General features: G+C 66.4%; 13 protein-coding genes, 2 tRNA genes and 2 pseudogenes. 9 read left to right on the forward strand and 8 right to left on the reverse strand.

Features of this window, described 5'->3' with window-relative positions; all coding sequences use genetic code 11:
• Window positions 1–64: 64 nt before the first annotated feature.
• Window positions 65–1,135, forward strand: coding sequence for a phosphatase PAP2 family protein (locus X946_RS17195; protein ID WP_038749811.1), 1,071 nt, complete (start codon window positions 65–67; stop codon window positions 1,133–1,135).
• A 139-nt stretch (window positions 1,136–1,274) separates the two neighbouring features.
• Window positions 1,275–1,844, forward strand: coding sequence for a hypothetical protein (locus tag X946_RS17200; RefSeq protein WP_038749848.1), 570 nt, complete (start codon window positions 1,275–1,277; stop codon window positions 1,842–1,844).
• 384 nt (window positions 1,845–2,228) lie between these two features.
• Here X946_RS17200 and X946_RS17205 read toward each other — a convergent pair.
• Window positions 2,229–2,305 (reverse strand) — tRNA-Pro (locus X946_RS17205).
• A gap of 165 nt (window positions 2,306–2,470) precedes the next feature.
• Here X946_RS17205 and sixA point away from each other — a divergent pair.
• Window positions 2,471–2,929 carry a phosphohistidine phosphatase SixA gene (gene sixA / locus X946_RS17210; protein ID WP_038749814.1) on the forward strand — a complete coding sequence of 153 codons (459 nt, stop codon included), beginning with the start codon at window positions 2,471–2,473 and terminating at the stop codon, window positions 2,927–2,929.
• Between the two features lie 150 nt (window positions 2,930–3,079).
• On the forward strand, window positions 3,080–3,898 hold the full coding sequence (locus tag X946_RS17215) for a GNAT family N-acetyltransferase (RefSeq protein ID WP_038749817.1): 819 nt from the start codon (window positions 3,080–3,082) through the stop codon (window positions 3,896–3,898).
• A 357-nt stretch (window positions 3,899–4,255) separates the two neighbouring features.
• On the opposite strand, the gene X946_RS35715 is transcribed toward X946_RS17215, so the two are convergent.
• The gene (locus tag X946_RS35715; RefSeq protein ID WP_038749819.1) at window positions 4,256–4,426 is read right to left on the reverse strand and encodes a hypothetical protein; all 171 of its coding nucleotides are present in this window, start codon (window positions 4,424–4,426) and stop codon (window positions 4,256–4,258) included.
• Between the two features lie 168 nt (window positions 4,427–4,594).
• On the opposite strand from X946_RS35715, the gene X946_RS17225 reads away from it, so the two are divergent.
• Window positions 4,595–4,786, forward strand: a complete 192-nt coding sequence (locus tag X946_RS17225; RefSeq protein WP_038749822.1) for a hypothetical protein — start codon at window positions 4,595–4,597, stop codon at window positions 4,784–4,786.
• Between the two features lie 210 nt (window positions 4,787–4,996).
• Here the strand turns inward: X946_RS17225 and X946_RS17230 are convergent, their stop codons facing one another.
• The 3 genes from X946_RS17230 to X946_RS17245 form a co-directional block, all read right to left on the reverse strand.
• Window positions 4,997–6,391, reverse strand: coding sequence for an MATE family efflux transporter (locus X946_RS17230; protein WP_038749825.1), 1,395 nt, complete (start codon window positions 6,389–6,391; stop codon window positions 4,997–4,999).
• 7 nt (window positions 6,392–6,398) lie between these two features.
• Window positions 6,399–6,719, reverse strand: coding sequence for a DUF2288 domain-containing protein (locus X946_RS17235; protein ID WP_038749828.1), 321 nt, complete (start codon window positions 6,717–6,719; stop codon window positions 6,399–6,401).
• Between the two features lie 297 nt (window positions 6,720–7,016).
• Window positions 7,017–8,642: an acyl-CoA synthetase gene (locus tag X946_RS17245; protein WP_038749834.1), complete on the reverse strand. Its 1,626-nt coding sequence runs from the start codon at window positions 8,640–8,642 to the stop codon at window positions 7,017–7,019.
• Between X946_RS17245 and X946_RS36295 the strand changes: the two are divergent.
• Window positions 8,631–8,732: pseudogene (locus tag X946_RS36295) on the forward strand (heavy metal-associated domain protein); the annotation flags it as partial. The gene X946_RS17245 and the pseudogene X946_RS36295 sit on opposite strands and share 12 nt — an antisense overlap.
• Before the next feature lie 265 nt (window positions 8,733–8,997).
• Here X946_RS36295 and X946_RS17250 read toward each other — a convergent pair.
• Together X946_RS17250 and X946_RS17255 are read right to left on the reverse strand one after the other, a co-directional pair.
• Window positions 8,998–9,699, reverse strand: a complete 702-nt coding sequence (locus X946_RS17250; RefSeq protein ID WP_038749837.1) for a peptidoglycan DD-metalloendopeptidase family protein — start codon at window positions 9,697–9,699, stop codon at window positions 8,998–9,000.
• Between the two features lie 257 nt (window positions 9,700–9,956).
• Entirely contained in the window at window positions 9,957–10,865 is a 909-nt protein-coding gene (locus X946_RS17255; protein WP_038749839.1) for an aldose epimerase family protein, read from the reverse strand.
• Between the two features lie 542 nt (window positions 10,866–11,407).
• Here X946_RS17255 and X946_RS17260 point away from each other — a divergent pair.
• From X946_RS17260 to X946_RS17270, 3 genes and pseudogenes are all read left to right on the forward strand, one after another.
• Window positions 11,408–12,238 (forward strand): undecaprenyl-diphosphate phosphatase, encoded by an 831-nt coding sequence (locus X946_RS17260; protein ID WP_038749841.1) that lies wholly within the window; start codon window positions 11,408–11,410, stop codon window positions 12,236–12,238.
• A gap of 165 nt (window positions 12,239–12,403) precedes the next feature.
• A tRNA-Arg gene (locus tag X946_RS17265) sits at window positions 12,404–12,480 on the forward strand.
• A gap of 123 nt (window positions 12,481–12,603) precedes the next feature.
• Window positions 12,604–13,218, forward strand: a pseudogene (locus X946_RS17270) (IS256 family transposase); the annotation flags it as partial.
• 53 nt (window positions 13,219–13,271) lie between these two features.
• Here X946_RS17270 and X946_RS34015 read toward each other — a convergent pair.
• Window positions 13,272–13,754 (reverse strand): hypothetical protein, encoded by a 483-nt coding sequence (locus tag X946_RS34015; RefSeq protein WP_161788670.1) that lies wholly within the window; start codon window positions 13,752–13,754, stop codon window positions 13,272–13,274.
• Between the last annotated feature and the right edge of the window lie 224 nt (window positions 13,755–13,978).

Raw genomic sequence — 13,978 nt, forward strand, 5'->3', positions numbered from 1 at the left:
CCGCATCCGCCGAACCGCGCCGGGAAGCGCCGCACGCAATCATTCGTAAGACAAGAGCGACCTCATGACGCATCGTGCCGACACCGCCCCATCCGTCGATCCGTGCCGCAGCACGCTCGCGCGGCACCCCTATCGGCTCGGCTGGGCACTGTGCGCCGCGGTGGCGCTCGTCGACGCCGTGTGGCTGCGCGCGGGCGGCTACGTGCTGCAAGGGGCCGGCGCCGTCGCGGCCGTGCGGGCTGTTGCCGTGTGCGCGGTGTTCTCGATCGTGCTGGGCGGCGTCGCGCGCATGCCGCGCTATGCGGACGTCGCGATGCGCTTTCGCTATCGCGAGGCGTCTCGCACGTTCGCGTGGCTGGCGCTGCTGGCCGCGTTCGTCGCGGCGGCGGGCATCCTGTCCTATCTCTGCGTGACGTTGAGGCCGCCGCTCGTCGACGACGCGTTGATTCGTCTCGACGCGCGTCTCGGCTTCGACTGGCTGGCCGCCTACGACCGGGTTCGCGCGCATTCGGCGCTGCAGCGCACGCTCGCGTTCGCGTACGACAGCGCGAAATGGCAGCTGATCGCGATTCCGATCTGGCTGGGCCTGACGGGGCGCGACGACGCCCTGTCGGAGTTCGTCTCGCTCTTCATGCTGACGAGCGTGCTGGTGCTGCTGATTTCGGCGCCGTATCCGGCGGCGAGCGCGTTCCTGCATTTCCGCGTGTCCGATCCGGCCGCGCTGTCGAGCGTGAGCGATTTCGTGCGATTGCGCGACGGGACGCTGCGAGTCTTCGATCCGTCGGCGCTGCAGGGGACGGTATCGCTGCCGTCGTTCCACACGGTGCTCGGCGTGCTGTTCGCCCATGCGCTGCGACGCGTGCGCGTCGTCGCGCCGTTCGCGCTGCTGTTCAACGGCTGGATGATCGCGTCGACGCCGACGCAAGGCGGGCATTATCTCGTCGACGTGCTGTCCGGGCTGCTCGTCGCGTTTGTCGCGATCGCCGCGCTCCGTCATGCGAGCAGTGCGCGAGCGGCCGCCGGCGCCGCGTTCGCCGGTCGCGGGCAGCCGGCGACGTCGGGGCCGTTGGCGGGCGGCGACGCGCCTTTCGCAGGCCGCGCGGCGCGAGCATCGCGATCGAACGGCGAAGCGTGAGCCGTCCGTGGGCAGCGCAATTCGATTGATTTTGCTCGATTCGCTTGCTATCACAGAGGACGGTGGCAGACGACAGCGGACGCACGCGTCGAGCGACGTCTGCCCGCCGTCGACGAAGAACGATAAGGAGGACGCGCAAATGGCCAGCCCGACTGCTCACAAGATCATGATCATCCGGCACGCGGAGAAACCGGACGGAAACGATGCGCCATACGGCGTGAGCGCGAAGGGAGAGCAGGACGTCGAGGCGCTCACGGTGTTCGGCTGGCAACGCGCGGGCGCGCTCGCGGCGCTGTTCGCGCCGAGCCGCGGTCCGCTGCAGAGCTCGGAACTCGCGACGCCCGATTGCCTGTTCGCGGCGGCGGTCGCGAAGCATGCGAAGAGCGCGCGTCCGATCGACACGGTCACGCCGCTCGCGCACAAGCTCGGATGCGCGATCAGCGACGCGTATACGAAAGGGCAGGAAAAGGAGCTGGCGCAGGCAGCCGCGGCGAGCAAGGGATGCGTGCTGATCGCGTGGCAGCACGAGGACATTCCGGCGATCGCCAATGCGCTGCCGCTCGGCAAGGCGACGGTGCCGCCGAAGTGGCCTGACGATCGCTTCGATCTCGTCTGGGTGTTCGATCTCGATGCGGCGAGCGGCGCGTATCGGTTCAGTCAGGTGCCGCAACTGCTGCTGAAGGGCGATCGGAACAGTGTGATCGAGTGACGGAGGGTTCGGTCAGGCGTGTCGATTCGCATCCGACGAGGGATGCGCGTTCGTCGAGCGTGCGCCCGCCGAAGACTTTCGAAGGGCGGAGATTTTTCGAGCGGCGCTGCGCGTCGTTGGAGGAAAGCGGAATGGCCGCCGTCTTTGGCGCGGGCGAATGCCTTTCGTAGCGGAATCGTTGAAAGTGACTTGATGGAGTTTATCGATATTGGAATGGGAGATGGCGTCCGCTAAGGCATCTTCGATTGCGGGGCCGTCAATGGATTCTTGCTTCGCAATTCACGGATTCCAACCAAGTCCGCGCCCGTTGACGGCAATGTCGAGTGCGCGAACCGGAAATGGAAAAAGGGGTGACGGCGATTAACCGTCACCCCTTGATGTTGCTGGTCGGAGCGATAGGATTCGAACCTACGACCCTCTGATCCCAAATCAGATGCGCTACCAGGCTGCGCTACGCTCCGACGAATCAATGATTGTATCGCTCTTGTACAAATCGGGTCAATCTCCGCGTGCAATCGCTCACGCGCGCGCATAGACTGCGCGAGAATGACGGATGTCGCGACATCGCGCATGCCGCGCCGCGAAGCCGCGGCATGCGGCTTCCATCATCCTGGAGACGTCTCGTGATGAACCTCATTCTCTGGCGGCATGCCGAAGCCGAAGACTACGCGAGCACCGATCTCGCGCGCCAGTTGACCGCACGCGGCCGCAAGGACGCGCAGGCCGTCGCGAAATGGCTGCGCGCGCGCATCGAGCGCCACGCGGTGGTACTCGCGAGTCCGGCCGCGCGCACCGTGCAGACGGCCGAGACGTTGACCGACCACTATCGGACCGCGGACGAACTCGCGCCCGGCTGCGACGTCGGCGACGTGCTCGCGGCGGCCGGTTGGCCGGACGGGATCGCGTCGACGGTCGTCGTCGTCGGCCATCAGCCGACGCTCGGCAGTGTCGCCGCGTATTTGCTCGCTGGTTCGGACGAAAGCTGGAGCCTCAAGAAGGGCGGTCTGCTGTGGTTTGTGAGCCGCGCCCGCGAGGGCAACGGGCAGACCGTGCTGCGTGCGGCCATTTCGGCCGATCTAGTCTGATTGGCCGCAATCAAACGCCATTTTCCGCTTTCTGCTAAAGTCAAATCGGCGACACGTCACCGAATGGACACCGTTTTGCCACGTAAGCGTCACGGCCGGTTACTACATTGGCGGGCATGTCGTCTCCTTCCTTACGACCAGGAATGCCTAATGCGAGAACTGCCGACGCCCACGCTTCCATTTGCCTCGCTATCTCTTGAGCAACCGCGCCGCCGTTTGCCACGCGCGTCCGAAACGGTCACCGCCGAATTCCGCCTGCGCGCCGCCTGGGCGCGCACCGAAGACGAACTGCGCGAAGCGCAGCGTCTGCGCCACAGTGTGTTCGCCGACGAAATGGGCGCGCACGTGAGCGGCCCGGCGGGCCTCGACGTCGATCCGTTCGATCCATACTGCGATCACCTGCTCGTGCGCGATCTCGACACGCTCAAGGTCGTCGGCACCTATCGCGTGCTGCCGCCGCATCAGGCCGCGCGTGTCGGCCGCCTGTACGCGGAGGGCGAGTTCGACCTGTCGCGTCTCACGCACCTGCGCTCTAAGATGGTCGAGGTCGGCCGCTCGTGCGTGCATCGAGACTATCGCAGCGGCGCCGTCATCATGGCGCTCTGGGGCGGCCTCGGCACCTACATGCTGCAAAACGGCTACGAGACGATGCTCGGCTGCGCGAGCGTGTCGATGGCCGACGGCGGCCACTACGCGGCGAATCTCTATCAGTCGCTCGGCGATGCGCTGACGGCGCCCGAGTACCGCGCGTTTCCGCACACGCCGCTGCCCGTCGACGATCTGCGGACGGGCGCGAAGGTCGCTCCGCCGCCGCTCATCAAGGGCTATCTGCGGCTCGGCGCGAAGATCTGCGGCGCGCCCGCGTGGGACCCGGATTTCAATTGCGCGGACTTCCTGACGCTGTTCCGCCTGTCGGACATCAACGCACGCTACGCGCGCCACTTCCTGAGCGATCCGCTGCCGCGGTGACGCCACCCGGCTCGATCCGAATCCGGGCGTGAACGACGGCACGGCGCATGCATCGCCGTGCCGTTGCTTTGTCTGCGGTCGTTCGGCGAATCGAAACGGTGGGCGGTGTCGTGTCGCCGTGTTGCGGTCGAGGTCGACGTGCGACGTGCGACGTGCGACGTGTGATGCGGGATGCGGGATGCGCTGCGATCGCGCGCATTCCGGTGCGCAAACAGCGCCCCTCCTGCTCGCCGCGAGCGGGCATTCGTGGTGACTCCGAACAGGCGCCGCCCGCGCTAGACGCAAGCGCGCCGCGCACGTCGGCGCGCGGCGTCGCGTTCGTCGTGCATGAGACGGTGGAAGAGAAGTGGCGGAGCGTCAGTGCTTGCGCCGCCAGTCGAGCAGGTGATGCTCGGCCATCCAGTGATGGATCATGCCTTCGCCGTTGTGCGTACGCTTGTATTCGCGCGATTCGTACACCGACAAACTGACGAGCACCAGCAACCCGATACCTAGGCCAATCAGGCCCGCAATCGATTCGGCATCCATGGCAGCCCTCCTTTTAAACCGGCATAGCGCCACGTCTACATAGTAGGACATGCGGGCGCGGACGCGAAGGAGCGCGGGGTCGTCGTCGGGCGCCGATTTCCAGTAGACTCGCCGGGCGCCATCCGGCGGAAACCGGGGCGCAATCGTCCATTCGTTCCGAGGAAATTCATGACCCGTATCGTCATTGCCGCGCTCGTGGCGGCCATGCTTGCCGGTTGCGCGAGCGATCCGCGGCAGGGCCGCCGTGGCACGCCGCCGCAAGATCCGCCCGATTATCAGGGCGTGCCGACCGACATGACGCCGCCGTCGATGCTAGGCGAACCCGGTGCGAGCGGCGCGCCCGCTGCACCCGCGAAATAGCTTCGACGAACGCCTCGGTCAGCCGCGAACGGACTGTGCTCGGCACGCTCGCTCGCGGCGAAGCGGGCGATGGTATGGCGCTCATATCCGCGCCGCCGCCGTACGGCATGCTTCGCCCGGCGATGCATGCGCGCCGCCGGCAACACGACATTCATCGACATCCGGCGCGGTACGGCGCGGCCCGTCGCCGCAGCCGGCGCGAGGCGCGCGTTAGCTTGCGGCGCGCGCCGCTGCCGATGGCGCGTCTGCCGCGACTGCTCGTTCGAGCCCGGGCAGGTGGCGCGCGAGCGTCGCGCCGCGCGCCGCCATGAACACGAGCAGCGCGGCCCAGAGCCCGTGATTGCCGAACGGGCCGACGAGCGCGAACGTCGCGGCGACGAACAGCGCGAACGATGCCGCCATCGCACGCATCAGCGCCCGCGTATGCATCGCGCCGATGAACACGCCGTCGAGCATGAAACCCCAGACCGAGATCACGGGCGAGAGCGCAGCCCATGGGAGATAGCGCTCGGCGACGCTGCGAATCGACGATTGATCGGTGAGCTGTGCGACGATCCAACCGCCCGCGCCCCAGTAGACGAGCGCGAACGCGAGCGCGCCGATTCCCGCCCAGAAGAACGTCGCGCGCAGCGCCTGCCGGAATGTATCGCGGTTGCGCGCGCCCGCCGCCGCGCCGACGAGCGCTTCGGCCGCATGCGCGAAGCCGTCGAGCGCATATGCCATGAAGGTCTGGAAATTGAGGAGGAGCGCGTTCGCGGCGAGCGTCGCGTCGCCTTGCCGCGCACCGAGATGCGCGAACCAGCCGAACGCCGACAGCAGGCACAGCGTACGGAGGAAGATGTCGCGATTGAGCGCGACGAGGCGTGCAAGCGCCGCGCGATCGAAGAGCTCGGCGCGCCCGATCTTCGGCAGGCCGCGGGGGCTCAGCCAGCGAAGCAGCAGCGCGCTGAGCGCGAAGCCCGCGATGTCCGCCGTCGCGGTGGCGGCACCGATGCCCGCGACGCCCCAGTCGAAGTGATACACGTACAGCAGCACCGCGCCGATGTTGACGACGTTGACGAACACCTGGATCGCGAGCGCGAGACGCACGCGCTGCACGCCGAGCAGATAACCCAGCACGACGTAGTTCGCGAGCGCGAACGGGGCGGCCCAGATGCGCGCATGCGTGTAATCGAGCGCGGTCGCGCGCACCGCATCGCTGCCGCCCAGCGCGGCGAACGCGAGGCCGACGAGCGGCGTCCGCAGCGCGAGCACCGCTGCGCCGAGCGCGAATGCAAGCAGCAATGCGCGCATCACGTTGATGCGGATGCCGGCAAGATCGTTCGCGCCGAACGCCTGTGCGACGAGCCCCGTCGTTCCCATCCTCAGGAAGCCGAAGCCCCAGTACACGAAGTTGAAGAAGAGACCGCCGAGCGCGACGCCGCCGAGATATTGCGGGCCGCTCAGATGGCCGGCGACGGCGGTGTCGACCGCGCCGAGAATCGGCTGCGTGAGGTTCGCGGCGATGATCGGCAGCGCGAGACCGAGCACGCGGCGGTGCCAGTTCGCGGTGGAGCGCGGCTCGGGGTCTTCGTCCGAGTGCGCGGAAGCGGAGGAGGCGGACATCGCGGCGTTACGTGCGTTCCTGCACGCACACCCACGGCGACACGACCACCGCCCACAGCTCGGGATCGCGCGTTGCGTAATCCTGCGCGGTGCCGGCCTGCATTCGCTCGACATGGCCCGCGGACAGCCAGCGCGTGACCTGCTCCTTGTCGTCGCCGGCGATCGCCTCGGCCACGCTCACGAGGTCGAGATCGCGCGCGACCGACAGCAGCTTGCCTTGCGCGAAAAAGCGCTCGAGATCGCACCAATCGATCTTGGCGGTTTCGCCGAGAAGCTTCAGATAGAGCGGGCTGTGCTGCGAGTCGGAGGAAGGGGTGTTCGAAGACATGGAATGGGGTGACTGAACTACGGTGAGCGCCACTATAAACCATTCGCGCGGCCCGCGAGACTCGGCCGTTCGGACGAGTTCCGCGACGGACGGCGGCGTGGGAGGATGGCGCCGTACGCATGCAGGTCAAGGCGCTCGAGCTGCGTGCGCCGGCGCTGTCTCGCGGTTCTTTCGGTGCGGATTTTGCGGCGGTTTCGGCGCGCGGTGCTCGTCGCTCGCGCGCGGCGCGCCGCTCGACATACGGCGCCCATGCGGCGAGCGCGACGCGCGTCGCACACGTCACGCACGTCACGCACGTCACGTATCGCGCAGCGCGCGGCGGATGATCTTGCCCGTCGCGGTCATCGGCAAGCTGTCGACGAACGCCACTGCACGCGGATATTCATGGGCGGCGAGTCGCGTTTTCACGTGCTCCTGCAACTCGCGCGCGAGCGCGTCGTTCGCTTGGTGGCCCGTGTTCAGCACGACGAACGCCTTGACGATCTCGGTGCGGGTCGCGTCCGGCACGCCGACGACGGCCGCCATCCGCACGGCCGGGTGCTTGAGCAGGCAATCCTCGATGGGAGCCGGGCCGATCCGGTAGCCGGCGCTCGTGATCACGTCGTCGTTGCGGCCGACGAAGCGGACAAAGCCGTCGGCATCGGCGAGCCCGACGTCGCCCGTCAGCAGATAGTCGCCGACGAATTTTTCGCGCGTCGCGTCGGGCTTGCGCCAGTAGCCGATGAACATCACCGGATCGGGCGCGCGAACGCCGATGTTGCCTTCGACGCCGGGCGGCAGCGCGTTGCCGGCATCGTCGACGATCGCGACGCGATGCCCGGGCACGGCCTTGCCGATCGTGTCCGTGCGCGGCTCGAAGAGCGTGCTGCACGACGACAGCACGACGTTGCATTCGGTCTGTCCGTAGAACTCGTTGATCGTCACGCCGAACGCGTCGCGGCCCCAAGCGACGAGTTCCGCGCCGAGCGATTCGCCGCCGCTCGCGACCGATTCGAGGGCGAGCGCGTAGCGTTCGCTAGGCTGCGCGACGGCGGCGCGCATCAGCTTCAATGCGGTCGGCGGCAGGAATGCGTGCGTGACGCCGTGCCGCGCGAGCAGCTCGAACGCGGCCGCGCCGTCGAACTTCTCGAAGCGGCGCGCGAGCACCGGCACGCCGTGATGCAGGGACGGCAGCAGCACGTCGAGGAGCCCGCCGATCCACGCCCAGTCGGCGGGCGTCCAGAACAGGCGCGCATGCGCGGGAAACAGGTTCTGCGACATCTCGACGCCCGGCAGATGGCCGAGCAGCGCCCGGTGCGCGTGCAGCGCGCCTTTCGGTTTGCCCGTCGTGCCGGACGTGTAGATGATGAGCGCCGGATCGTCGGCCGACGTGTCCGCGGGCGCGAACTTGTCCGACTCGGCCGCGAGCGCCGCATCGAATGCGAGCACGCCGGGCTCGGCGAGATCGGGCGCGCCGTCGATGCAGTAGATCGTCGCGAGCGACGGCAGCGACGCGTGCAGCGGTGCGATCTTCTCGTAGCCCGCGCGATCGGTGACGAGCGCGGCCGCGCCGCTGTCGCCGAGGCGGTATTCGAGCGCGTCCGCGCCGAACAGCGTGAAGAGCGGCACCGCGATCGCGCCGAGCTTGTACGCGGCCAGGTGGGCGATCGCGGTTTCCGGGCCTTGCGCGAGCAGGATGCCGATCCGGTCGCCGCGCTTCACGCCCGCGCGCGCAAAGCTGTTCGCGAGCCGATTAGAGCCGCTCCTCAGGTCGTCGAACGTGTAGCGCGCGACGCCGCCGTCCGCATGCTCGTGAATCAGCGCGACGCGGCCGCTGCCGTCGGCCCACTTGTCGCAAGCGTCGACGCCGATGTTGTAGCGCGCTGGAATGCGCCATGCGAAGCGGTCGACGAGCTCGGCGTAACTGGCGGCATGGGGCAGCATCGGGCGTCTCCGGTCGTTTTTTCGTGTGCCGTTTCGACGCACAGTACACCGAATCGCCGGGCCTACGCTCGCTCGTTAGGGTCGATCCTAGAAAGCACGGTCATGCGCAAACTACAAATGCTGCGTATGATCGTTTCACCAACGATAGATACGACCATGGACCTGTTTCTGATAGCTACGGGGCTCAGCGTGATAGGGATCGGCGCGCTGGTGGCGTTCGCGCGCCACGTCGATCCGGTGTCCGGCCGTCTGCACGGCCGGCTGCGCAAACGCTGATCGTTCTCTTGATCCGATCGCCCGGCTCACGCCGGAATGCGCACGACGCGCTGCGCCGTGCGCGAAGCGTCGCGCCGTGTCAGCGCGACGGCAGGTAGCGTGACGGATCGATCGAGCGGCCGCCGTAGCGCAGCTCGAAGTGCAGCGAGACGCGGTCGTTGTCGGTATCGCCCATCTCCGCGATTTTCTGCCCTTGCGCAACCGTTTGGCCTTCCTTCACGAGCAGCGCGCGGTTGTGCGCGTACGTCGTCAGGAAATCGGCGTTGTGCTTGACGATCAGCAGGTTGCCGTAGCCGCGCAGGCCGTTGCCTGCATAGACGACCGTGCCGGCCGCCGCCGCGACGATGGGCGTGCCCGCCGTGTTCGCGATGTCGACGCCCTTGGACTTCGAGCCGTCGAACGAGCGAATCACGTTGCCGGCGGCGGGCCACACGAGCGAGATGTTCGACGCGGGCTTCACGGACGGAGCCGACGACGTGGCGGGCGACGACGGCGCCGGGCGGCTCGGGCTGCGCGACGCGCTCGTCGCGCCCGACGACGATGCGGCGCCGGGCGGCGGCGCGACGCGCAGCACCTGGCCGACTTCGATGGCGTCGGGATTGGTGATCTGGTTCCAGCGAACGATGTTCGCGACCGGCTGGCGGTTCGCGCGCGCGATCTTGGAGAGCGTGTCGCCGCGCTCGACCCGGTAGAAGCCGGGGCCGACGGGCGCCGAGCCGCAGGCGGCGAGCAGTGCGGCAAGCGATGCGACGACGAGCCGTCTCGTTGTTTTCAGCAACATTGAACCTCGCAGGGCACCGCCGCGACGGCGCGGCGGTGGGTACAAAAACGTCTGATTTTAACGGGTTCGGCGGCGAGCCCGCCGTTTCGGGGCGGCAGGGCGGCGAAAGCGGGTGCTCGGAAGGCGCTCGGAAGGCGCGAGCGGGGGCCGAGCGGGGGCCCGAGCGGGGGCCCGAGCGGGCCGGCGCGGCAGCCGCTTGGAGCGGGCTGCCGCGCGATGTCGGGCGGGGTATGGCGGGGTGTGCGCGACCGAAACCGTTACGCGAGCGGCGTCACGCGAATGCGCAGCGCAGCGGTTTCGGTCGCGCCCGGCGCGACGTGGCGCAGGCCGAGGCCGTTGTGAATCGCGTCCGGCAGCCCGAGCCACGGCTCGACGCAGTAGAAATCCGATCCGGGCGCCTCGGTCCACGTCGTCACCGCATACCACGGCGCCGAGCCCGGGCGGTTCAGGTCGATCTCGACCGCATGCCCGCGGCCGGCCATCAGCACGCGCACCGGCTCGGCGGGGACGCCGCCCAGGCAGTGGAAGCGATCGAGAATGCTCGCGTCGTCGAGCGTGTAGCGGGGCAGGCCCGCCTCGGGCGCGCCGATCGAGCCGTCGTCCAGTTGGCGGCGGCGTTGCGTCGGCGGCAGCTCGAGCACGGTCGACGCGCGCTCGGCGTGCGGCAGCGCGAAATAGAAATGATGGCCGGCATAGTGCGGCAGCGGTGCGTCGCCGAGATTGGTCGTGGTCAGCTCGACGTCGAGCGTGCGCTCGTCGACGAGCCGGTAGCGTGCGGCGAAGCGGAATTCGAACGGGAAGCCGGCGCGCGTGCGATCGCTGCTTTCGAGCGTCAGCGTGACGCCTTGGCCGTCGGCGTCCGTTTGCGCGTCGAACGGCAGATCGCGCGCGAAGCCGTGCATCGGCAGTTCACGGACGACGCCCGCGCCGTCGCGCCAGAAGCCGATTCGTCCGTCGACCCGGTGACGGCCGAGAAACGGGAACAACAGCGGATTGCCGCCGCGGATCTTCGCCGGATTGGACCAGTCTGCGGCTTGCGGCCAGAAGACGATGCTCGCGCCGCCGATACTCCATGACAGCAGCCGACCGCCCGCTTGGGGCGCGACGCGCGCGAGCGACGCGCCGGCGGTGAGTTCGAGGATGTCCTGGTTCTGAAAAGAAGGCATGATGGCAGCCGTCGGCGTTCTCTGGGGTAGGGCCGCCAAGGATAGCGGAATCGCCGCGGGCCGGGGCGGCGCGTCGGTGCGGCAGATGACGGCGGCTACGGGAAAGCGCGCATGCGGGAAACCGAGAATGTCAAAAATGGCAAGCTGTAAGGACAATGACGCGGACCGGTCATTTTTTTAGCGCCGGATCTGTATCTAACAAGGAGCGAACATGGATCTGGCAACTGCGATGGCCCTTACGCTGTTCGGCATGTTCACCGGCAGCACCGTGCTGTTCTTCTACAAGGTCGGCCGCTGATTCGCCGCCTGTCGTCCGGGAAGCATTGTCGCGACGCGCGGCAACTCGCTTTCGCTCAAGCTTTCAATTGAATTAAAGATGTATCTGGCTGTTAGCCAGATGCCCGATTCGCGCCAAACGCCTTGGCGCGGTCACGCTCGCTCGGCATAATCGGGGCGCGGTTTTTCGGGCGGCGCGGCGATCCGCACGACGCCGTTTCCGTCTGTTCTCCTCGCTTAACCCTCTCCGACAAAAGGACCGACGCGTGAGCCTCTGGTTTCTGGTATTTCTGAGCGTCCTGCAGGGCGTCACCGAACTCTTTCCCGTCAGCAGTCTGGGGCATACGCTCCTCGTCCCCGCGCTTTTCGGCATGCACATCGACAAGCATGCGCCGCAATTGCTGCCGTTCCTCGTCGCGCTGCACCTCGGCACCGCGTTCGCGCTGCTGTGGTACTTCCGCGAGCGCTGGATCGCGCTGATCGCCGGCTTCTTCGCGTCGCTGAACGGGCGCAAGAACGACGAGGGCCATTTGATGTGGGCGCTCATCATCGGCACCATTCCCGCGGGGCTCGTCGGGCTGCTGCTCGAAAAACGCATCGAGCGGGTGTTCCACGACTTGCGCATCGTCGCGATCGCGCTGATCGTCAACGGCATCCTGCTGTGGCTCGGCGATCGCATCCAGCGCGCGCGCGCGCATCAACCGCCCGAAAAGCTGACGTTCAAGCAGGCGTTTTTCGTCGGTCTCGCGCAGGTCGGCGCGCTGATCCCGGGCTTCTCGCGCAGCGGCCTGACGATGATCGCCGGCAACGCGGCGGGGCTCACGGCGGAGAAGGCGGCGGAATTCTCGTTCCTGCTCGGCACGCCGATCATCTTCGCGGCGGGGCTGCTCGAACTGCCGAAGCTCTTTCATGCGCCCGATCAACTCGCCGACGCGCTGCTGGGCGGCGTGCTGACCGCGATTGCCGCGTATCTGAGCGTGCGTTTCCTGATGCGCTACTTCGAAGGGCGCGGGCGGCTCGCGTCGTTCGGCTTGTACTGCGTGCTCGCGGGCCTGCTCTGCCTCGGCTGGTTCATGTTTCACACGCAGCCGGTTTGATGCGCGATTGACGTTTTCGATCGCTTCCACGAAGCGATCGGGTATAATTGCCGGCTCGGTTTTTGCCGGGATCGTTGCGGGATTTTTTTGCAGTTGCCGGCGGCGTCCGGCAGCCTCCCGCAGCGTCAAATGCGCGGCGCTTGCCGCCATCTTCCTCCTCCGCGACCGCCCTTAGCTCAGTCGGATAGAGCAACGGCCTTCTAAGCCGTAGGTCACACGTTCGAATCGTGTAGGGCGGGCCAGAAATTCATGAAAGATCAATGGGTTACGAATCGAGCGCACTGCTGGATTGCACTCCGGCCAGCATGCGAAACTGCAGTCACCGTGCTCGAATACGCTCGCATTTTCGCTGACGCGTGGGCAGGCTCTGGATCGAGCAGACCGAGGGCGCCAAGTTCTGGCTGCGGGTCGTCAACGACCTGAACCTGCGTGGCGTGCAGGACATTCTGATCGCCGTAGTCGACGGCGTGAAGGGCTTCCCGGAAGCGATCAACTCCGTGTTCCCGGAAACGACGGTTCAGACCTGCATCGCGCATTTGATCCGGAACTCGCTCGACTTCGTGAACTGGAAAGATCGCAAGGCGGCCGCCGCCGCGCTCAAGGAGGTCTACCGGGCGCCGACGGCCGAGGCAGCCGCCGTGGCGCTGGATGCCTTCGACGCCGGCCCGTGGGGCACGAAATATCCGCCGATTGCCGCGCTCTGGCGCCGGGCCTGGGAACAGGTCATCCCCTTTTACGCGTTCGCGCCGGACATCCGGAAGATTATCTATACGACCAACGCGATCGAGTCATTGCACATGCAGCTTCGGAAGATCATCAAGGCACGCGGCCACTTCCGGTCGGACGAGGCCGCACTTAAGCTGATCTGGCTGATGCTGCGTAACGTCGTTGCCAAGTGGACCGGCTCCCGGCGCGATTGGAAAAGCGCGATGACGCAGTTTGCGTTGCTTTACCCGCAGCGATTCAGCATCGCAATCTGAGTCTTAACCCGCCTAACACACGAAAATCCTGACAGGCTCAAACTGCACTTCGCCTAATTCCACCCGGAATGGCATCCGTGCCGATGGGTGAGTTCATGTTCCAGCAACTCATCAGTTGTTCTGGCGAAGAACTCTAAGCAACTGAGAGCGTCGTCTACATACGCCATATCTAGCATGCCGGGCACAGCAAGGCCGGGGACGTTTGCGGGTATCGAAAAGCCATGGGCGAAAGCATGTCTGACGCTCATGATTCCATCAAAAAATACCTTAGTGTCTGTCTGATTTGTGAATTTTGGCGCCCAGATCCATGATGAGTATGGATCCATACCTGTGGCGGTCATCAGCAGCTCGCGCGCCTTTTCCCAGCTTGGAGTATTTAGATCGGCTGCCATCTTGTCGACTATCGTTTCGAACTGAGCAATTAGCCCCCAAGCTTTTCGATGCGCCTGTACGCGCGTGCGGGAAACGAATTCTCTCAATGCACCTTCTATGTAACCTTCCCAGCAGCCGACCGCAAGGGCGATCGCCGCTTTCAAGCACGTTTGATCGACGAAAGGCTGATCAGCGCATGCAGCCGACGACGTGCCGGCATGGGATTTCAACACCATCGCGCCAGTGTGAGTTGCCCGGAATTTGGTTAGTGCGCTGGATGGCATCTCAGTGGAGCAGCCCCCTGAAACACCGGACATAGCCTCTCACTTAAACTAGCGGGTAGGCATAAGACTGTGTTTTTGACTAACACCAGGCAGGAAGTGATGGA

Source organism: Burkholderia sp. ABCPW 111 (assembly GCF_000773065.1).
Classification (GTDB): Bacteria; Pseudomonadota; Gammaproteobacteria; order Burkholderiales; family Burkholderiaceae; genus Burkholderia; species Burkholderia savannae.

Coding starts and splice junctions, on each gene's coding strand:
- X946_RS35715 (WP_038749819.1), bottom strand. CDS start 4,426: ATGGATGCCGAATCGATTGCGGGCCTGATTGGCCTAGGTATCGGGTTG.
- X946_RS17200 (WP_038749848.1), top strand. CDS start 1,275: ATGGCCAGCCCGACTGCTCACAAGATCATGATCATCCGGCACGCGGAG.
- X946_RS17250 (WP_038749837.1), bottom strand. CDS start 9,699: ATGTTGCTGAAAACAACGAGACGGCTCGTCGTCGCATCGCTTGCCGCA.
- X946_RS17230 (WP_038749825.1), bottom strand. CDS start 6,391: ATGTCCGCCTCCTCCGCTTCCGCGCACTCGGACGAAGACCCCGAGCCG.
- X946_RS17245 (WP_038749834.1), bottom strand. CDS start 8,642: ATGCTGCCCCATGCCGCCAGTTACGCCGAGCTCGTCGACCGCTTCGCA.
- sixA (WP_038749814.1), top strand. CDS start 2,471: ATGAACCTCATTCTCTGGCGGCATGCCGAAGCCGAAGACTACGCGAGC.
- X946_RS17215 (WP_038749817.1), top strand. CDS start 3,080: ATGCGAGAACTGCCGACGCCCACGCTTCCATTTGCCTCGCTATCTCTT.
- X946_RS17235 (WP_038749828.1), bottom strand. CDS start 6,719: ATGTCTTCGAACACCCCTTCCTCCGACTCGCAGCACAGCCCGCTCTAT.
- X946_RS17255 (WP_038749839.1), bottom strand. CDS start 10,865: ATGCCTTCTTTTCAGAACCAGGACATCCTCGAACTCACCGCCGGCGCG.
- X946_RS17195 (WP_038749811.1), top strand. CDS start 65: ATGACGCATCGTGCCGACACCGCCCCATCCGTCGATCCGTGCCGCAGC.
- X946_RS17225 (WP_038749822.1), top strand. CDS start 4,595: ATGACCCGTATCGTCATTGCCGCGCTCGTGGCGGCCATGCTTGCCGGT.